The following is a 19395-nucleotide window of genomic DNA, read 5'->3' as shown; positions in this document are numbered from 1 at the left end:
TTATCTCTCCTAATTATTCTACGTTATTATTCTGTGCCTTCTAAAGTCACGGTTAATTTTTTCTCCGTAATTTCAGTTTCAGCAGCGATACTTTGTTTCGTCACATAGCCTTCACCTTTAAACTCGACAGTCAAACCTAATAGATCGCCAAACTTGGTAACATCGCTCTTCGACCAGCCGGTTAAATCAGGCATATAGTTCGTTCCATTTGTGATCAAAATCAATTTCTGATTAGGCATTAATGTTTGACCAGACGGTGTTGATTGTTTCTTGATTTTTTCACCATCACCGATAATCACAGGATCCACCCCGTTCACTTTGGCATTGGCCAACGCTTCCGCTGGTGTCATGTTTTTATAATCAGCAACTGTGACTTTATCAGAAGCTACTTTCGTTGTTTCCGGATCTGTCTCTTTAATGTCTAACGCTAATTTCATTAATGGGTTTGCAATTGCCGCCATTGCTTCTGAAGGCGAACCTGATTTTGCTTGTCTCAGTGTAATATACAAAACATATTCAGGATTATCCGCTGGGACCATTTCCACTACAGAAGACAAGACTTGACTTGCTCCATCAACGTACCCTTTACCATCTGAAATCTGGGCAGTTCCTGTTTTGGCAGCAACATGATAGCCTGGCACTTTATAAATATCATACGCAATCCCGTAAGTCGGGTCTTCAACAGTATCAATCATGTACGTACGAATCTGTTGAGCTGTTTGCGCTTTGATTGGGGTTCCTACGATTTGTGGTTCCGTAATCGTTTCTTTTCCTGTATTTTTGTCAACAATTTTGCTGATGTAATGAGGTTGCAACATTGAACCGTCATTTGCAATAGCTGAGAAACCTTTCATCATTTGGAAATTAGTAACCGTAATTGCTTGACCAAATGCCGACATTGCTCTATCTACAAAGTTTGTTCCTGGCAATTTACCAGCAGATTCACCACTTAAACCTGAATGCGTGCTCGTACCAAAACCAAATTTTTTCAAATATTCCATCCATTTTTCATCACCCATTTTTTGTTCTAGTTTTACCATACCAATATTACTAGACCAAGAAATGGCTTGACGATAATTCAAATATTCTTTGCCGTTCAACCGAGTGTAGTCATGGTCATTCACAGTTACATCCCCAACCTGAATTCCACCAACACGATTGAATAATTCATTAGGATTAAACTGTCCTTGTTCCATAGAAGCAGCTGTTGTAAATAATTTGATTGTTGAGCCTGGTTCATAAGGACTTTCAACTAATAGGTTCTGCCACGTGCCATTATCGTCTAACCCTTGTTTCGTTTCAGGATTAAATGTTGGCCGTTGAGACATGGCAACAATTTCGCCTGTTTTTGCTTCCATTAACATGGCAGTCATAGAAACTGGTTCATATTTTTCATTAACTTGCGTCATTAAATCTTCTAAGGTATTTTGCAAGCGACTATCTAGCGTCGTGTAAATATCTTGACCATCCACTGCTTTTTTCTCTTCCGCCACAGTTCCTGGTAAGGCATTGCCATAAATATCTTTTTCAAAATACACACGGCCATCGGTTCCACTTAAAATATCATTATAGGTCTGTTCTAGTCCCATTGCGCCTACTAAGCCTTCTTTATCATCATCTGGATTGGCTGCTTTTGTATAGCCAATAAAGTGAGAAGCAAACTGACCATTGGGATATAATCTGGCTGGATGTTCATTGAAATAAACACCTGAGATTTTTTTCTTTTTCAAATCTGCTTCAATTTTTTGGCGTGTTTCCAAGGTGATGTTTTGACCACCCGTACCAAATTCCACTTGATATTGTGTTGACCCATCTTCATGGATCCCATTATTCAAGTATTTCAATGCTGTTTTTTTGTCTAGTTTGGTATATTTCGCTAAAATTTCAGCAATATCATCGAAGTCTTTTTTCTCCGCATATAGCTTTTCATTATTTTGTCCCGTATATTTTTTTGATAATACGACATATAACGAATAGGAAGTAGCATCTTCTGCAATTGGATTACCATATCGATCTAAAATTGATCCTCGCTTAGCTTTTACCACTTGGCTTCCTTCATATAGAGAAGCTGTTTTTTCCTTTAGTGATACACCGGCTACTTTGCCTGTTGCCACAATGTATGTCGTTCTAAAGGCAAATAAAAAGAACAATCCAATACTCGTAGCGAATAAAATGATGCCTACTTTTTTACGATTGTTCATCGGATTTAAGTTTTTCTTTTTCATGAATTGTTTAAATTTATGTCTTTTACTCATTATTTAACAGTCCTAACATTGTCGCCGTTATTTTCTAGTCCTTGTTTTTTAGCGACATCTTTGATTCGATCTGATTTAGAAAGTTCGCTTCTTTCTTGTTCCAATTTCAAAGCGTTATCTTCCTTTTCTTTAATGACTGCTTGTGTTTCTGTAATATCGTTCATGGTTTGGACAATTGTCGTTCTTACTTGAATTGTCGCAATTGCAATACCAATCGTTGCACAAACTAATACAACACCGATTAATTTTTCTAGTAAAGAGACATTTTTTAGTTTCTTTTTGGGTAATAGAGTGGGGACAGGTAGTGTTTCCTCTTGCATTTTTCTGTCTTGCTCTGTTGCCACAATTGGCTGATCCATTTCTGGTGCTTCATAATGGAAATCATTTACTTTCTTCAATTCAGCCATGTGTCTACCCCTCTCTCTATCTAGATTTTATTTTTTCGGCAATGCGTAACTTCGCACTTCGTGAACGATTATTCTCAGATAACTCACTGTCACTTGGTAAAATTGGTTTTCTGGTAATTACTTTTAATTCTGGTTGAAATTCTTCTGGTACCACTGGAATGCCTGGTGGCAAATCTTGTACCGTACTGTATTCTTTAAACATTGTTTTAACAATACGATCTTCTAACGAATGGAACGTAATCACACTGATTCTGCCATTTTTCGCTAGCAAATCAATTGCTTGTTCTAGCGACTCTTCAACTGCCCCTAATTCATCATTAACGGCAATGCGAATTGCTTGGAAAATTCGTTTTGCAGGATGTCCACCTTTGCGTCTTGCTGGAGCTGGAATCGCCGTCTTAATAATCTCAACGAGTTCACCTGTTGTTTCAATTGGTTGCTTTTCACGAACACGTTCAATTTCTCGAGCAATCTGTTTCGAAAATTTCTCTTCCCCATAACGAAAGAAAATTTTTACTAACTCACTATAGCTATACGTATTCACCACTTCGCGAGCCGTCAAGGGTGCGTCTTGATCCATGCGCATATCTAAGGGCGCGTCTTGATGATAGCTAAAACCACGTTCCGCTTCATCTAATTGTGGTGAAGAAACACCTAAATCGTATAGAATCCCATCAACATGGAACACCCCGTGTTCTGCCAATTCTTCTTTAATATTTCTAAAATTTGATTTGATGAAGGTCACTTGACCTTTGTCTACATATTTCTGCAAACGAGTCTTAGCATGTGCCAACGCTTTTTGGTCTTGATCAAAGGCATATAAATGACCGTGCTCATTCAATTGTGTCAGTAAGTATTCACTATGTCCGGCACCACCGAGTGTGCAATCTACGTATACGCCATCCGGCTTCACTTGTAATCCATCCACTGTTTCTTTTAAAAGAACGGTGTAATGGCGAAATTCTTCAGTCATCATTTGCCTCATTCCTAAAATCCAAAATCAATCATTGTTTCTGCTAATTCATCAAAGTTTTCTTCAGCTTCATCAGAGAATGCATGCCAACGTTCGTCACTCCAAATTTCAATTCGGTTAGAGACGCCGATAACAACACAGCCTTTTTCTAAACTGGCATGTGTTCGTAAATTCGCTGGAATATTGATACGACCTTGCTTATCAATCTCACATTCTGTTGCAGCGGAATAAAAGAATCGTACAAAGGTACGTGCATCTTTCTTAGCTAAGGGCATTTCTTGAAGTTTTGCTTCAAGTTGTGACCATTCATTTAAAGGATAACCAAATAAACAGCCATCCATCCCTCTCGTTACCACAAATTTTTCACCAAGTTCCTCACGAAACTTTGATGGAACGATTAGGCGGCCTTTGGCATCGATATTATGTTGGTATTCACCCATAAGCATAGCCAATACACCCGCTTTTCCACTTGATAGAACAAGTCTACCACATCCCACCACTTTCTACCACTATAAATCTAAAAACTTCTATTTTTTAACTGTTATTTAAAATTTCTGTAATATTTACAGGGTTTTATGTAACAAGCATCACCCAACAAAAAATGTTATTATAACAAGGTTTTTACTATGTTTTTTTATAAAATAACCCCACAAATAACAAAAAAACCCCACGGAGTGGGGAGTTGTGGGGGACATTTTCCCACAGCGTATTTCCCCTATTGTCTCCACGCTTTATTACAGTAGATAATGACTGATATTTAGCAAGATAAGCAACACATACAACACAAACGTTAGTAAAAACGTCAACCGCCAAAACATCTTGAAATATCGTCTATATAAAATCTCTCCATAATAATAAGCTTGAAACAGGGCAACAGCGACTCCTAATAACAAAATAGAAATCACAAAATACGGCATAATCGATTCATCATAACTATCTTTGGATAACTCATGGATCCCTATGAATAAAAACGGAATGGCCAAATCCGGTGCTTTTATTTTCCAACGTTCCGTTAGGGAAAAAGTGGACACGAGAAAATTGCACGCAAAGAGCACAATTACCGGAAAAATATACCAAAATAACATTATTGCCGAAAACGACACCATTCTCTCAACAAATCCTTTCATTCCACCTGCTATAACTATACTTCATCAACGTTACACAGATGTTTCATTTCGTTTAAATATATGTGCTAAAAGCCCTTTTTGCTTGCTTTTTCATATAAAAAACGGATTACTTATCAAACCATTTTCAAAACGAGGCCTCACCTATCGCGGCCACTTATTTTTGAATGTTTTTTATAAGCTTTTCTTCTCGTATTGTGTCATACTTCTATTATAATGGATTTAGAACAAAAAATGTTGATTCGGGGTGAATCTTTTGATTAATTATTTATTATTGAAAAATGACTATTTTGAACCTTGTTCACCAGACGATGAAGCCCTAAGTTGGATTTCGGTAGAATCTCCTACAGAAGAAGAAATCGAGCGTCTCGTCAATCAATACCACTTACCAACAGATTATCTTACCGGCGTTTTAGATGATGAAGAAAATGCTCGAGTGGAAGGTTTCCGCCACGAAAAATTACAAACGCCTACGTTACTTTTATTTCGTTATCCCAAAGCTAGTATCAGTCCTAGTGGCTATCTGCAAGTAGAAACGGTGCCAATTGCTTTAATCGCAACCGTCGATAACAAACTAATTACTGTTAGCAATGGGCCTAACGACATCGTTCATGGAATTCAAAAAGAGGCGTTCACCCATCAAGATCTTTCTATTGAGAAGGCCTTAATTTTAGCCCTTTCATGGAAGATGGCCCTTTCCTTCAATAAAAACTTACAAGCACTTATCCAACAAACCAACAAACTTGAAGGAGAGCTCCAAGTAGCCACAGAAAATAGTCAATTGTATCAGATTATGGACATTCAAAAAAGTCTAGTTTATTTTGAAGCAGCTTTAACGGATAATTTAAAAGTATTAAAACGTTTATATAGCGCTGAAATTTTTAATCATCCAGAAAAACATTTGCCATTTTTAAGGGATATTCTGATTGAACTAGAACAAGGACTGAATACGACTAAAATACAACTAAAATTAGTTGATAACATTAGTAATACTTTTTCAGCAATCGTTTCAAATAACTTAAATAATGTCATGAAAATTTTAACATCCTTAACAATTGTCCTGACCATTCCAACCATCATCGGAGGAATTTACGGCATGAATGTGAAACTCCCTTTTGCAGAGCATGAATATTCCTTTTGGATTATTTTTGCCATCACTACCTTAATCTGCATAATTAGTATTCGAATTTTAAAGAAAAAGAATCTCTTATAACTTTAGGTTGCTGTTTTCAGGAAAAGGTTGTACACTATTAGCAGAAATTAAAAAGGACGTGTCATTTATGAACGACAAAGAACAAAGTCGCTTTTCAAAAATCACGAAAGTCGTGGTTTGGCTAATGCTGATCGCAATTGTAGGTTCAACTGTTTTAACAGCAATTCTTAGTCTTTAAACTGGAGAACTTTTTCACACATTAAAAGTAAAAAAACAGTCCCTTCTATCAATTGAAGGGACTGTTTTTTTACTTGCTCAAATAGAGCGGCTATTTTTTCGCCATCGCCAACAGCTCTTGTGCATGTTCAATGGTTAATTTCGTAATTTCACTTCCTGCGAGCATACGTGCAATTTCGTTTACTCGCTCTTTTTCAGATAAAATTCGGACGCTTGTTTCTGTCCGACCCGCCACAATTTCTTTTTCAATAAAATAATGTTCATCAGCAACGGCTGCCACTTGTGGCAAGTGCGTGATACACAACACCTGCGAATTTTCTGAAATTTGATAAATTTTATCGGCAATCGCCTGTGCTACCCGGCCACTGACTCCTGTATCCACTTCATCAAAAACAATACTAGTGATCCCTTGCGTTTGAGAAAAGATTGTTTTCATAGCCAACATCACTCGCGAAAGTTCTCCGCCAGAAGCCACCCGAACTAACGGTTTTAATGGTTCCCCTGGGTTAGTAGTAATATAAAATTCTACTCCGTCTAAGCCATTTTCTTGTAAATGCTCAAGTTCTGTAAAGCGGACTTCAAATTCCGTTCGCTCCAAATATAGTTCTTTTAATTCGGTTAAAATTTGTTGTTCGAGCTCTTTGGCTAGGCGCTTTCGTTCTTTTCGCAAAGCTAACGCTTGTTGATGAGCCGCTTGTTGTTTCTCTGCAAGCAACGCTTCTAAGTCACCTGTACCGCCTTCCAAAAAATCAGCCTCTGCTAACTCTTTGGTAATTTCTTCATAGTAAGATAAAATCGTTTCGATCGAATCACCATATTTACGTTTCATTTGACGGATTAATTCCAAACGATTTTCTACTTCATTCAAGCGGCCTTCATCTAGTTCTAAGCCATCAATCAACCTAGAAAGATCTCCACTAGCTTCTTGTAGTAAGTAGTAGGCATTTTGAACAGTATCTGACAATGATTTATATTCTGGATCAAGGGATTCAATCGAAGCGAGTTCATTCATACTTGTTCCGATTTTATCCAAACTACTATCGTCTTCACCATTTAGCGCGGCATAACTAATCGTCAGTGCATCAGCAATCTTTTGAAAATTGTTCAGTTTATTGCGTTCTTCTAGCAATTGTTCTTCTTCGCCAGCGACTAACTGTGCACTAGCAATTTCATCACTTTGAAAATGAAGCATGTCCATTCTTTGGGCAAATTCTTTTTCATTTTTTTGTCGCTTTCTGACTTTGGCTTCGAGTGCGCGATACTCTTGATACGCCTGTGTATATTTTTCTTTGACTGCTAAAAGTTTTTTCCCACCAAATTCATCTAACATATCAATATGGCGTTCACTTTGCATCAATTCTTGATGTTCGTTTTGGCCATGAATATCTACTAAATATTCTCCAATTCTTTTTAAATTAGTAATGTTGACAATCCGTCCGTTGACACGGCAAACATTTTTACCAGAAGCGGAAATATCTCGTTGAATCACTAAAGAATCTTCTTCTGTTTCAATACCTAATTCTTCTAATAATTGCTTTAATTCTTGACTTTTCGGCATTAAAAAAAGTCCTTCTAAGGTGCATTTATTTGCTCCTTGACGAATATAGTCACTGGAGCCACGTCCGCCTGTGAGTAATCCCATTGCATCAATAATGATGGATTTCCCCGCACCCGTTTCTCCCGTTAAAACGGTCATACCCATTTGAAACTCTAATTGTAACGAAGAGATAATCGCAAAATTTTTCACGGAAAGTTCTTGTAACATCTTGTTCACCTCATTCTTTATAGATAGCTTAACAGCTCTTTATGAAGTTTTTCTGCTGCTTCCTCAGTTCGTGCAATCATGAGAACACTATCATCATCGTTGATGACGGCAAAAAGTTTCTCTTGGTAATTCTTTTCGATTAAACTACCACACGCCGCCGCATTGCCAGGAATGGTTCGTAATACGACATATTTTTCCATTTGTTCTGCAGCTACAAAGGCATCTTTTAAAAGCTTTGCAAGTTTAGCACTCGTATTAGCTTGTGTTTCTAATGGAAGGCTATATCGATAACCCCCTTCTGCAGAAGGAACTTTGATCAGTTTCATATCTTTAATGTCGCGAGAAATCGTTGCTTGTGTAACAGCTACGCCCTTTTCTTGTAAATAGTGGACAAAATCTTCTTGCTTTTGAATATTTTTTTCAGTCAATAAACGTGTAATTAAACGGTGTCTATCTTGCTTTCTCATGGCGCCGCTCTCCTTTTCAGTTTACTCTTGCCCTCATCATAGCTTATTTTTATGCATTTTAAAAGATGAATTACTAGATTTATACAAAAAAGAAGCTTTCACCTATAGGCGTCCACTTCTTTCTTCTAACTTTTCTCATCATTCCGCTAATTTTTGATGCGCATGCGCGACAACTTCTTCAATGGATTCTGTCGCTTGATAGGATCCTTCTCCCTCAACAGAAACTAAATGTGCCAAAAATTCAATGTTTCCTTCGCCACCAGTGATTGGTGAAAAATCCAAGTTTTTCACATCATAACCGTTATTCATGGCAAAGCGTGTAATTTCCTCCACAACCATTTGATGGGTTTCTGGATCACGCACGATTCCTTTTTTCCCAACAAACTCTTTGCCAGCTTCGAATTGTGGCTTAATTAACGCCACCACACTACCACCTTTTTTCAAAATATCATGAAGAGGTGGCAAAATTAAGCGTAATGAAATAAAGGAAACATCAATCGTTGCAATATCCGGCACCCCTTCGGTGAAATCTTCAGGTTTACTATAGCGAAAATTGGTACGTTCCATTACCACCACGCGTTCATCTTGCCGAATTTTCCATGCTAGTTGGTTATAGCCAACATCTAAAGCGTAACTCAAACGAGCCCCATTTTGTAAAGCAACATCGGTAAAACCACCTGTGGAGGAACCAATATCTAGCATTGTTTTGCCTTGAACGTTGATTGCAAAAACATTTAGTGCCTTCTCTAGTTTTAAGCCCCCACGAGAAACATAAGGCATTACTTGGCCCTTAGTATGTAAGGGTGTCTCCACAGAAATTTTTTCCCCTGGTTTATCTAAACGTTCATTTTTATCATTGTAAACCAAACCAGCCATCACGCTGCGTTTGGCTTTTTCTCGTGTTTCAAATAGTCCTTGATTAAACGCCAAGACATCGACGCGTTCTTTTTTCATAAGTGCCTTCTTTCTATCTCAATTGTAACTGAGTTAACAAGTTTGCTAAATGTTCTTCTGAAAAGTTGGGAACATTTGCTTTGATTTTTTCTAAAACAGCGCTGCCTTCTGCTAATTGATGTGTTAGCGCATCTTTCGCGCCAGCAATCCCTAGAAGAGCTGGATACGTACTTTTATTCAACGCTTCATCTCGGCCTACTTTTTTACCTAAATCTGCTTCTGTACTTGTGGCATCTAATAAGTCATCACGAATTTGAAAAGCCAAGCCATAGTGATGCGCAAACTGTGTCAGTAAACCAATGACTTCTTCTGTTTGATTGGCTAATACGCCCCCAGCAATTAAGGCGAATTCAATTAGCGCTCCAGTTTTCTTTTCATGAACAGCCGCTAACTCTTCTAAAGTCAAGCTGACTTTTTCTCCTTCAATATCACCCATTTGGCCGGCAACCATGCCTTGATTCCCCGCTGCCTTTGCCAGTTGTTGCATCAGTAAAACTTTTTCACTTAAGCCTAATTGGCTCAAAGAAAGTAACTGAAATGCACCTGTTAATAAGCCGTCCCCTGCTAAAATGGCAGTCGCTTCACCAAACACTTTATGATTGGTTGGTTTGCCACGACGTAAATCATCATCGTCCATTGCTGGTAAATCATCATGAATTAATGAATACGTATGAATCATCTCTAAAGAGGCAGCCACTTGATAGTCTTGTGTTTCCATCTCTTTTTGAAAAGCGGCCACTGTTGTTAACACTAATAGCGGGCGTAATCGTTTGCCACCTGCGTGTATTGAGTAGAGCATTGCTTCTTTCAAACGCTCATTTTCAGTATATTCTGCGATAAAATCGACCATGACTTTTTCAACCAACGGTAAATGCTGTTGACTAAAATTCGTCATTACGCTTCCTCGCTCTCTTCAAAAACAATTTCTTCATTGTTTTCTGTCATCATTTTCGTTAAAGTTTTTTCCGCTTTTTCCAATGTATCTTGACATTGTTTACTTAATGCCATGCCCTCTTGAAAGGCAGCTAAGGCTTCTTCCAAAGGAACATCTCCTCGTTCTAAGCGCTGAACGATTTCTTCTAAGGCATTTAATGATTCTTCAAACGTTTTTTCTTTTGCTGGCATGTTAAAACTCCTCTTTTTTCGCTGTTATTGTTTCGACGTTTGCTTGAACTGTACCGTCAGCATAATGAATCGTTAATTGATCTGCTGGCTGTAACTCGGTAACAGTTTTAACGACACGGTCCTCTTTTGTAGTATAACTATATCCTCGACCCATAATTTTGAGTGGGCTGAGTAAGTCTAATTGTTGAACAGCAGACGTGAATTGCTTTTGTTTGTTTAGGAACAATTGTGTCATTTGTGTTTGCAAGTTTCGTTGTAAAAATGCCAATTGTTGCTGACTTTCTCTTAATTGTCCCTTTGGTGTCTGTTGTTGCAATTGAGCGATAATTCCTTGGGCTTGACGTTGTTTTTGGTGATGAATCGTTGTCATTGCTTGGAAAAGACGTTGCGTCATTCGATCTAATTTAATCGTTTGACCTTCATAAAGCCGCTCAGGTTGCTTAAACACATAAGAATTTTGTAGTCGTTGGAAACGTTCTGTTCGTTGTTGTAAGAGATATAAAAAGCTTTGTTCTAAACGACTACGCCGTTCACTAATTCTTAATAGTTCTTCATTTAAAACTGGTACCGCTAGTTCCGCTGCTGCCGTTGGCGTTGCTGCACGAACATCTGCTACCATATCGGCAATTGTCACATCTGTTTCGTGACCAACCGATGAAATAATCGGTGTGGTGGCAGCATGAATGGCCCGAGCCACTTTTTCTTCATTAAATGGCCATAAATCCTCGATTGAACCACCGCCACGGCCGATGATCATCGTATCAAAATCGCCTTGCGCATCGGCTCGCTGAATGTTCCGCACAATGTCATCCGCCGCCTGCTCGCCTTGAACCAAGGTTGGAAAAAGGACCAGTTGTGCAATCGGATACCGTCTTTTGACTGTCGTAATGATATCCCGAATAACAGCACCACTAGGACTTGTAACCACAGCGATTCGTTTGGGATAACGAGGCAACTGTTGTTTAGGCCCTTCAAAAAGTCCTTCTTTTCCTAGTTTTTCTCTTAATTCTGCCAATGCTTGATAAAGTGCACCTACACCATCTGGTTCCATATGTTCAATATAAATTTGATAGGAGCCGCTGTTTTCATAAAGCGAAATCCGCCCCACCACCATGACTTTCATGCCTTCTTTTGGTTGAAACTTCAATTTTTGAAAGGCTGATTTAAACATAATTGCAGAAATCTTCGCATGGTCATCTTTTAAACTGAAGTACTGATGCGCGTTCGCTCGGAAGCGAAAGTTCGAAATTTCACCTGTTAAATAGACACGTCCTAAGTAAGGGTCTGCATCAAATTTACGTTTTAAATACTTCGTTAAGGCTGTTACTGTTAAATACTGTTGCGTCATTTTTTCACCTTACTTTTGTTTTTTTGCTGCCTCGACTGTTTGATACATTAACATGGTAATCGTCATTGGGCCAACACCTTTGGGAACTGGTGTGATATAGCTTGCAATTTCAGAAACTTCATCGAATGCTACATCACCAATCAGTTTTCCTTCTTGATTGCGATTCATACCCACATCAATCACTACCGCACCTGGTTTCACGAACTCTTTGGTGACAAAATGCCCGCGTCCAATTGCTACAACTAAAATATCCGCTTCTTTTGCAACTTCTGCTAAATGTTCAGTTTTAGAATGGGCAATCGTCACGGTCGCATTTTTCATTAACAATAATTGTGCCATTGGCTTGCCAACAATATTACTTCGACCAATAACCACCGCACGTTTACCTGTTAAATCAATATCATAAGCTTCAAACATCTTCATAATTCCATACGGCGTGCAAGGAATCATTTCAGGTTTGCCTACAAACAAACGGCCTAAATTCATTGGATGGAACCCATCTACATCTTTTTTGGGATCAATCGCTAATAAAATCTTTTCTTCATCAATATGTTTTGGCAAAGGTAGTTGTACAAGAATGCCATGAAAGCGTGAATCTTGATTATATTTGTCAATCTCAGCCAATAATTCTTCTTCTGAAATAGTTTCTGGCAGTTTTTCGACCTTTGACAGAATGCCAATTTTGGCTGCTGCACGTTCTTTATTTCTCACATACGTTTGGCTGGCAGGATTTTCCCCAACTAATAAAACAACTAATCCTGGTTGGATGCCTTGTTGTGTCATCTTTTCTACATCTTTTTGAATCTCTGCTTGCATTTGATCTGCTAATTCACGACCGTTAATTACTGTACTCATTCCTTCGCTCCCTCTATTGTTTCTTTACTTCTTTAATAGTATTTATTTTAGCATATAACCCAGTATCTTAACACCAGTTAGATAGTAAAAAAAGATTCAGAGCTTACGCCTCTGAATCAATTTCTTTCATTACATTTGATAACACACCATTAACAAATTTACGTGAACGGTCGTCGCTGTATTTTTTACTTAACTCAACGGCTTCATTTAATGCCACAATGTTTGGCACATCTGAAACGTATAGCATTTCAAAAATAGCTAAACGTAAAATAACAATATCTATTTTTGCTAAGCGTTGCATAGACCAGTTATTACCTAAATGGTTCGTAATCACTTCGTCTAGTTCTGCTTTGCGGCTACACACACCGCCGACAAGTAAATCTAAATACGTAGGGACTAGGTCTTCGCCATCTTCACTGACGATTTCCCGATTATCATAAGCCAATGCATAATCAATGGCATCTTGTTTGGTTAAATCAGCATTAAAATCTAAAGGAAAAAGGGCTTGGAGCGCTTTTTCACGAATCTCGTGACGGGTTAATTCTGTTTTACTCATTCTCTTCTCCATCTTCATCTTCTGGGAATAATTCATTTAAGTCTGGTTGAGGGATTTTTTCAGGTACTACCGCTACAACATGAATATTCACTTCAACTAAATCAATATCTGTCATAAATAAGACTTGTTGTTTCACACGGTCTTGCATTTCTAATGCAACTTTTGGCACAGAAACACCGTAGTTCAAGTAACAATAGATATCGACTTTTAAGCCTTCTTCTTCTGTTCGTAAATATACACCTTTGCCGTGTGCTGCACGGCCTAATAATTCATTCACATTATTGGCAAACGTGCCACGCATCCCATAAACGCCCTCTACTTTTGAAGCAGCGATTCCGATAATTACTTCAATGACTTCAGGAGCGATCACGATTTCTCCTAAAGAATCGTTTGCATTGATTACAAGATTTTTTTCTTCTGACATTTGGTTGTCCTCCTTATCTATTACGCACAAAATCGTTAAATAACCGATTTATTTGATGAATCACTAAGTCTCTTAAGGATTCTCTTTTAAGCAACGGATGATTCTTAAAAATTAAAACAACACTGGTTTCTTCAGTTAGTTGTGAAAGAACGTCCAAATTTTGCTTATCAATACTCGTTCTTAGTTTATCATTAATTAGCCTATTTCGCTACCAGAAAAGCTAAGTTCTAACTAAAAGAACAGATAATTTCTTGTCATAAATTTCTAATTCAAGCCTTTAGACGTAAAAATAAGAAAGACCAAGTAATTTTGGCTTTCTTATTTTTACATCTTTATTCTTCAGGATAACGTTCCATTAGTTTCGTCCGATGCTTTTGCATAATCATTTCTAAAGAGATGTCATATTTATCGGCTAAAATAAATAAATTATCCAACACATCGCCTAACTCTTCCGTTAAATTTTCCAGATTCTCTTCATCCGCCAAAACTGTTTCATCCGGTCGATCACGGCCAATTTCAATTGTCCGAATGGCCCGACAAACTTCGCCGACTTCTTCTGTTAAAAAGTTGGAACGAATAAACGGATCATATTGATACCAGTTACGTTTTTTATAAAACGCACTAATAAACCGCTGATACTCTTGGATATCCATGTTCTCCCAACCTTTATAAAATGATTAATTCTTTTGGCGCATGTGTTAATACACGATTACCTTCAGCAGTAATCAATAAATCGTCCTCAATACGCACGCCACCAATTCCTGGCAAATAAATTCCAGGTTCGTCCGTAATCACATTCCCTGGTACAAACTGTTTATCTGCTCGGAATGAAACATTTGGTCCTTCATGAATTTCTAATCCAATGCCATGACCAGTACTGTGGCCAAACGCATCGCCATAGCCATAGGAAGCAATATGATCCCGTGCAATCGCATCTAATTGAATGCCCGTCAACCCAGGTTTAGCTTCTGCTAACACTTTTAATTGTGCTTCTAAAACAATATCATAAATTTCTTTTAGTTTTGGCTGAATACTACCAATAGCGAATGTCCGTGTCATATCAGAAACATAGCCTTCATAATAACAACCGAAATCTAAAGTGATTAACTCACCTTTTTCGATGACTTTATGGCTAGCAACGCCATGTGGCATCGCTGAACGTAGACCGCTGGCCACAATTGTCTCAAAAGAAACACCACTGGCTCCTTTTGAACGCATGAAGAAATCTAATTGATTAGCCACTTCAATCTCTGTCATTCCAGGTTTAATCATCTCTAAGACAAAGGCAAATCCTTGATCCGCGATGGCACACGCTTTTTCAATAATCGCTACTTCTTCTTCATCTTTCACTTCTCTTAATTCTTCAATCAAACCCATTACAGGAACTAATTCACATGGTAAAATTTCTTCCAATAAGCTATAATCAGCGAAACTAACTTGCGTTTCTTCAAAAGCTAAATTATCTAATTGCAAACGTTCAGCTAAATCTGCTACTTCGTCAAAAATATGTCCTGTGTTTTTAACGATAGTAAAACCAGTTGCTTGTTCCGCAGCTTGTTCCGTATAACGAAAATCCGTTACAAAAAAAGCTTTATCTAATGTAATCATTGCCAATCCTGTTGTCCCAGTAAAATTGGTTAAATAACGTAAATTATACGGACTTGTCACTAAAAATCCTTGTAAATTATTTTCTTTCATTAATTCCCGTAGCTTTTCGACTCTTGCCATCATTGGTTCGACCTTCTTTCTTTTTTCTCATTTTTCATTATAGCAAATTTACTTCAGAAAAGCATGAATCACCAAAAAACTTCATCGAGAAAGTTTACTGAAAATTTTACCTTTCCTTATTTTTTGCTTAACACTTTTGTAGTAAACTACTTTAGCGACTTCAAGGAGGAAATTATGAACGTTTATTTATTTCTGGCACTATTTTTCATTATTATCGGCATTTTAAGCTATAGTTTTTTTATTGAACCTAACTGCTTAGTCATACACAAAAATCAAATTAAAGTAACAGAATCAGGGAAAACCTTACGGATTGTTCAACTCTCTGATATTCATTTAAAAAAGAATTATTCTGTGAAGGCCTTAAAACAGATTGTTGAAAAAACAAATACATTACAACCAGACATAGTCGTTTTTACAGGAGACTTATTTGATGATTATGCCCGTTTCGGTATCGAAATTCAGGATGAAGTGAGTCAACTTTTCCGTAAAATTAACGCCCCTTATGGCAAATTCGCTATTTATGGCAACCACGAGTATAGCGGCTTAGATACCAATTTTTACGAAACAATCTTAGAAGCTGCCGACTTTACCGTACTAAAAAACACGGGCAAATTACTGCCTGTCTCACACCGTATCTCCTTGTACGTCGCTGGTTTAGAAGATTCGTTATATGGACAAACCGACTTAGCTGCAGCTTTAGTCAACCGCCCTACTGGAACGCCCACTCTGCTACTAACCCATGAGCCAGATGTCGCAGACTCAGCAGTCAACAAAAACATTGACCTCATTTTAGCAGGACATAGTCACGGCGGACAGATTCGCTTGCCTTTTTTCACTTACAAAAATCAGCTTGCTAAAAAATATACACATGGGCTTTATCATTTAGAAGATGAAACGCCGCTAATTGTTCACCCAGGAATCGGAACCACTAAAATCAGCGCACGCTTTGGTGTCTTACCAACAATTGAACTGATTGAGTTAACTATTTAACTATGCATTAAAAAGACCGCCCCACGTTAGAGAAAAATTCTCACGTTGGACGGTCTTTGATTATGTTCGATTAATGATGAAAATCTTGCTCGTGATCTTCTTCTACTTTCGCTTTTCCTAGCGTATAAAATTTGCTGCCATTTAACCCGAGAATAAATAGCACAACCACTAGTAAAAGAATTGATAAAGATAACAATAAAGTCTGCAAGCCATCGCCATGTGCAACCATTAATTGACGTAAAATTGCGGTTAAACAAATTAAAATCAAATAACGAATCGGAATATGGTGTCCTTCTTGAATATAGCGAAGAATCATCATAATAAACTCAAATAACATAAAGAATGAAATAATTTCTTGCATGATAACTGAAAAATTATCCGGCGTCATTGGCTTCATGAGATATGTAGCGAGGTCAACTAAATAACTAGCCATAAATACTAATAAGAAAACTCCTAAAATCCCTAATACAATATCCAAAATCAAATTCACGTACTTCTTTACTACACTAAAATTCTTCTGCATAATACCCTTCTTTCTTTTGACTCAATTATTTTATAACATGCTTGTTATTACATTAAATATATCATCAATTAACCTTGTCAGACAAGAAATATATTCTGTCACACTATCTCCTAACTATTCTGTACTAAATTAGATGCTTTAACATTATAAGTGTTTCCTGTTAGTCGTGAAACGAATATTTCATCTCCCAATATTTTTATAAATGACTTTGCTTTTCTAATTGAATTTATTTCAATTTCATTGTATTCATTAACTAAGTCGTATCCTGAAAACCCATCCTTCAAATAATTTACAACATGTATTTCATTCACTGTTTTAGAAGCACTTCGTAACCTATCCTTAGCCTTCAAAAACTGTTTAACTAGCTTAACATTATTAAATAAATATGTTTCTAACTGAGTACATGTTTTTTCAGACAAAAAATTATTTTCTTTAATGAATTTTAAAGTAGAACGCGCTTCTCTTATACGAAACGCTTCCAGTTCTTCCATATAAAGTTTTTCAAATCTATCAATATCTATTATATACAATTTATTTTCATAAATGAAAAATTCAAAATTTTGCGGAATACGAAATAAATTATTTTTATTTTTTTTATATCCTTTATTCCAACTTATTGAATTTTTCTTATAAATAGTTTGCACTGGATAAATAATCTTGAATGTTAACAAAGAATTTGTCTTTTCTAGTGTATCAAATCTAGTTACCATAAGTTTAAGATCATCGAATTCCTTATTGGCATAGTTATCCAATAACTTTTCTACATTTCTTATAATTTCAACTAAATTACTAAACTCATTTACATAATCATCCAGAACATAAATAGCTTTTTTTCGCTCATCAGCAGAAATTAAATCCACTAGCTCAAAGTCACTATCATTATCTATTTGTTTAAAATAACTTATTTGCCCTCTACAAAATTCCTCCCATACACCATCTTTATCATGTGAAAAATCCATGTGCTTCATCTGATTACTAGGCTTCGTCACAAAATAAAAACATTTATTTGTAGCTTGATCTATTACCTGATTTAATTTTTCAAATAGTTCTTTCCTCTTCCCCAACATTACAAACCACTCCTTTTTCAATTACAACGTAAGATATAAAATTTGTTTTTTTAGCATCATTAAAGTATCTACACAAGATTGTTTCCTTCTCTAATTGTCGCAAACTTTTTTTTGATAATAACACTACTGTCGAAAAATATTGATCACCTTCTTCAAATTCACAACTATAAATATTGTATTTAAGTACATAAAACATTAAAGATGAATAATATTCATCACTTCTAATGAATAAATATAAAGTTAATAAAAATACCAGTAGAAAAATACCAGTCCCTCGTAATCCATCAAACCCTAATGAAAATAAGGGTAAAAAATATGACGCCATGGAAGATATATAGGATGAATTTAAAGACTCTATACTTTTTATTTTCTTTTGTTCATTATTTTTTTCCTTTAGTTTATGATTAAAAACTACTAAAACTGCCATAGAATATATAATCAAAAATGCAAAAATCATAGAAAGTATATTCTCTATTGAATAGATACTTTTTTTTATATCAAATTTAGATATAATAAGCATTATAAATATAGGTATATTTGAGAACAGAAACAAATGCACTTTCCATAAATTGTTCATCCACTAGACTCCTTATTTAGATTCTTCATTATCACTTATATTATACACAATAATTACAATTTCTCCAATTTCATTTGAACATATTCCGTTAATATTTATTCATTATCACTTTAACATTATTGGGTAAACAAGTTATATTATCTAGCAAAATAAAAAAAGCTGAATCCGGAGATTCAGCTTTTTAATCGTATTAGTTAGCTACTGGATAAACTGATACTTGTTTTTTGTCGCGGCCTTTACGTTCGAAACGTACCACACCGTCAACTTTTGCAAATAACGTATCGTCGCCACCGATTCCAACGTTCACACCTGGATAAATTTTAGTTCCGCGTTGACGGTATAAAATTGAACCACCTGTAACTGTTTGGCCATCAGCACTTTTAGCGCCTAATCGTTTAGATTCAGAGTCACGGCCGTTTGATGTAGAACCGCCACCTTTTTTATGGGCAAATAATTGTAAATTCATAGTCAATAACATAGTCTGCACCTCCTATTTCTCAGTGATTGTTTTTATTTGAATAAATTCAGTATTTTCGTTCTCTATTGATTGTAAACCTAATAAAAGATTTTCTAATAGAATTTGGGCAATATTTTTTTGTTCCTGATTGACAGTTGTTAACATCTCGACATAAAGGTAGCCACCTTCTACATCGTCAACTTCGACAATCGGTTCAAAACCTGCTAAGGCATCAATCCCATTGACTGTGCTAATTGCTAAGGCAGAAACTGCCGCGCAAACCACATCGCTGCCATAAGGACCTGCTTCAGCATGCCCGGTTAATTCGAATGAAACGATTCGGCCGGAGCCTGTTCGTTTAAAAGAACCTTTAATCATTGATAGGCCTTCTTTCCTGTCAACAAGAGAGA

At 36.7% G+C, this 19395-nt stretch carries 24 protein-coding genes; 3 read left to right on the top strand and 21 right to left on the bottom strand.

Features of this window, described 5'->3' with window-relative positions; all coding sequences use genetic code 11:
- Nucleotides 1–26: 26 nt before the first annotated feature.
- From IGL37_RS03580 to IGL37_RS03560, 5 genes are all read right to left on the bottom strand, one after another.
- Nucleotides 27–2255, bottom strand: coding sequence for a penicillin-binding protein (locus IGL37_RS03580; protein ID WP_002381310.1), 2229 nt, complete (start codon nt 2253–2255; stop codon nt 27–29).
- Entirely contained in the window at nt 2255–2662 is a 408-nt protein-coding gene (gene ftsL, locus IGL37_RS03575; protein ID WP_002355892.1) for a cell division protein FtsL, read from the bottom strand. Before ftsL ends, IGL37_RS03580 begins: the two co-directional genes overlap by 1 nt.
- A gap of 16 nt (nt 2663–2678) precedes the next feature.
- Nucleotides 2679–3635 (bottom strand): 16S rRNA (cytosine(1402)-N(4))-methyltransferase RsmH, encoded by a 957-nt coding sequence (rsmH, locus tag IGL37_RS03570; protein ID WP_002355891.1) that lies wholly within the window; start codon nt 3633–3635, stop codon nt 2679–2681.
- Between the two features lie 14 nt (nt 3636–3649).
- Nucleotides 3650–4135 carry a division/cell wall cluster transcriptional repressor MraZ gene (gene mraZ, locus IGL37_RS03565; RefSeq protein ID WP_002383402.1) on the bottom strand — a complete coding sequence of 162 codons (486 nt, stop codon included), beginning with the start codon at nt 4133–4135 and terminating at the stop codon, nt 3650–3652.
- A gap of 234 nt (nt 4136–4369) precedes the next feature.
- The gene (locus tag IGL37_RS03560; protein ID WP_002383401.1) at nt 4370–4762 is read right to left on the bottom strand and encodes a DUF3397 domain-containing protein; all 393 of its coding nucleotides are present in this window, start codon (nt 4760–4762) and stop codon (nt 4370–4372) included.
- A gap of 244 nt (nt 4763–5006) precedes the next feature.
- Between IGL37_RS03560 and IGL37_RS03555 the strand changes: the two genes are divergently transcribed.
- Nucleotides 5007–5972 carry a magnesium transporter CorA family protein gene (locus tag IGL37_RS03555; protein ID WP_002386196.1) on the top strand — a complete coding sequence of 322 codons (966 nt, stop codon included), beginning with the start codon at nt 5007–5009 and terminating at the stop codon, nt 5970–5972.
- 67 nt (nt 5973–6039) lie between these two features.
- Complete coding sequence (locus tag IGL37_RS03550) at nt 6040–6150, top strand: DUF4044 domain-containing protein (RefSeq protein WP_002383399.1); 111 nt, start codon at nt 6040–6042, stop codon at nt 6148–6150.
- A 90-nt stretch (nt 6151–6240) separates the two neighbouring features.
- Here IGL37_RS03550 and recN read toward each other — a convergent pair whose 3' ends face one another.
- From recN to IGL37_RS03495, 11 genes are all read right to left on the bottom strand, one after another.
- Nucleotides 6241–7914, bottom strand: a complete 1674-nt coding sequence (gene recN / locus IGL37_RS03545; RefSeq protein WP_002413592.1) for a DNA repair protein RecN — start codon at nt 7912–7914, stop codon at nt 6241–6243.
- Between the two features lie 17 nt (nt 7915–7931).
- Nucleotides 7932–8381, bottom strand: a complete 450-nt coding sequence (locus tag IGL37_RS03540) for an arginine repressor (protein WP_002355883.1) — start codon at nt 8379–8381, stop codon at nt 7932–7934.
- Nucleotides 8382–8519: 138 nt separating this feature from the next.
- Nucleotides 8520–9335 carry a TlyA family RNA methyltransferase gene (locus IGL37_RS03535; RefSeq protein WP_002355880.1) on the bottom strand — a complete coding sequence of 272 codons (816 nt, stop codon included), beginning with the start codon at nt 9333–9335 and terminating at the stop codon, nt 8520–8522.
- 13 nt (nt 9336–9348) lie between these two features.
- A complete protein-coding gene (locus IGL37_RS03530; protein WP_002355879.1) occupies nt 9349–10230 on the bottom strand; it encodes a polyprenyl synthetase family protein in 882 nt (293 codons plus the stop codon).
- A complete protein-coding gene (locus IGL37_RS03525; RefSeq protein ID WP_002355878.1) occupies nt 10230–10460 on the bottom strand; it encodes an exodeoxyribonuclease VII small subunit in 231 nt (76 codons plus the stop codon). Before IGL37_RS03525 ends, IGL37_RS03530 begins: the two co-directional genes overlap by 1 nt.
- A gap of 1 nt (nt 10461) precedes the next feature.
- Complete coding sequence (gene xseA / locus IGL37_RS03520) at nt 10462–11808, bottom strand: exodeoxyribonuclease VII large subunit (RefSeq protein ID WP_002355877.1); 1347 nt, start codon at nt 11806–11808, stop codon at nt 10462–10464.
- 9 nt (nt 11809–11817) lie between these two features.
- Nucleotides 11818–12663, bottom strand: a complete 846-nt coding sequence (locus tag IGL37_RS03515; protein ID WP_002355876.1) for a bifunctional methylenetetrahydrofolate dehydrogenase/methenyltetrahydrofolate cyclohydrolase — start codon at nt 12661–12663, stop codon at nt 11818–11820.
- Nucleotides 12664–12766: 103 nt separating this feature from the next.
- Nucleotides 12767–13219: a transcription antitermination factor NusB gene (gene nusB, locus IGL37_RS03510; RefSeq protein WP_002355875.1), complete on the bottom strand. Its 453-nt coding sequence runs from the start codon at nt 13217–13219 to the stop codon at nt 12767–12769.
- A complete protein-coding gene (locus IGL37_RS03505) occupies nt 13212–13643 on the bottom strand; it encodes an Asp23/Gls24 family envelope stress response protein (protein ID WP_002355874.1) in 432 nt (143 codons plus the stop codon). The genes nusB and IGL37_RS03505 overlap by 8 nt, the downstream gene beginning before the upstream one ends.
- Before the next feature lie 332 nt (nt 13644–13975).
- A complete protein-coding gene (locus IGL37_RS03500) occupies nt 13976–14296 on the bottom strand; it encodes a MazG nucleotide pyrophosphohydrolase domain-containing protein (RefSeq protein ID WP_002355872.1) in 321 nt (106 codons plus the stop codon).
- Between the two features lie 13 nt (nt 14297–14309).
- Nucleotides 14310–15374, bottom strand: coding sequence for a M24 family metallopeptidase (locus IGL37_RS03495; RefSeq protein ID WP_002391500.1), 1065 nt, complete (start codon nt 15372–15374; stop codon nt 14310–14312).
- A 171-nt stretch (nt 15375–15545) separates the two neighbouring features.
- Here IGL37_RS03495 and IGL37_RS03490 point away from each other — a divergent pair, with 171 nt between their 5' ends.
- Nucleotides 15546–16361, top strand: a complete 816-nt coding sequence (locus tag IGL37_RS03490) for a metallophosphoesterase (RefSeq protein ID WP_002355870.1) — start codon at nt 15546–15548, stop codon at nt 16359–16361.
- Between the two features lie 70 nt (nt 16362–16431).
- On the opposite strand, the gene psiE is transcribed toward IGL37_RS03490, so the two are convergent.
- From psiE to IGL37_RS03465, 5 genes are all read right to left on the bottom strand, one after another.
- On the bottom strand, nt 16432–16884 hold the full coding sequence (gene psiE, locus IGL37_RS03485) for a phosphate-starvation-inducible protein PsiE (protein ID WP_002355869.1): 453 nt from the start codon (nt 16882–16884) through the stop codon (nt 16432–16434).
- Between the two features lie 110 nt (nt 16885–16994).
- The gene (locus IGL37_RS03480; protein WP_010707753.1) at nt 16995–17951 is read right to left on the bottom strand and encodes a Kiwa anti-phage protein KwaB-like domain-containing protein; all 957 of its coding nucleotides are present in this window, start codon (nt 17949–17951) and stop codon (nt 16995–16997) included.
- Nucleotides 17923–18528, bottom strand: a complete 606-nt coding sequence (locus IGL37_RS03475) for a hypothetical protein (RefSeq protein WP_010707754.1) — start codon at nt 18526–18528, stop codon at nt 17923–17925. Before IGL37_RS03475 ends, IGL37_RS03480 begins: the two co-directional genes overlap by 29 nt.
- Nucleotides 18529–18718: 190 nt before the next feature.
- The gene (rpmA, locus tag IGL37_RS03470; RefSeq protein WP_002355868.1) at nt 18719–19006 is read right to left on the bottom strand and encodes a 50S ribosomal protein L27; all 288 of its coding nucleotides are present in this window, start codon (nt 19004–19006) and stop codon (nt 18719–18721) included.
- A 12-nt stretch (nt 19007–19018) separates the two neighbouring features.
- Nucleotides 19019–19363: a ribosomal-processing cysteine protease Prp gene (locus IGL37_RS03465; protein WP_002355867.1), complete on the bottom strand. Its 345-nt coding sequence runs from the start codon at nt 19361–19363 to the stop codon at nt 19019–19021.
- Between the last annotated feature and the right edge of the window lie 32 nt (nt 19364–19395).

Source organism: Enterococcus sp. AZ119 (assembly GCF_050546175.1).
GTDB lineage: Bacteria > Bacillota > Bacilli > Lactobacillales > Enterococcaceae > Enterococcus > Enterococcus faecalis.
Note: the sequence above shows the minus strand (reverse complement) of the source record. Positions and strands in the feature narration are given on the sequence as shown.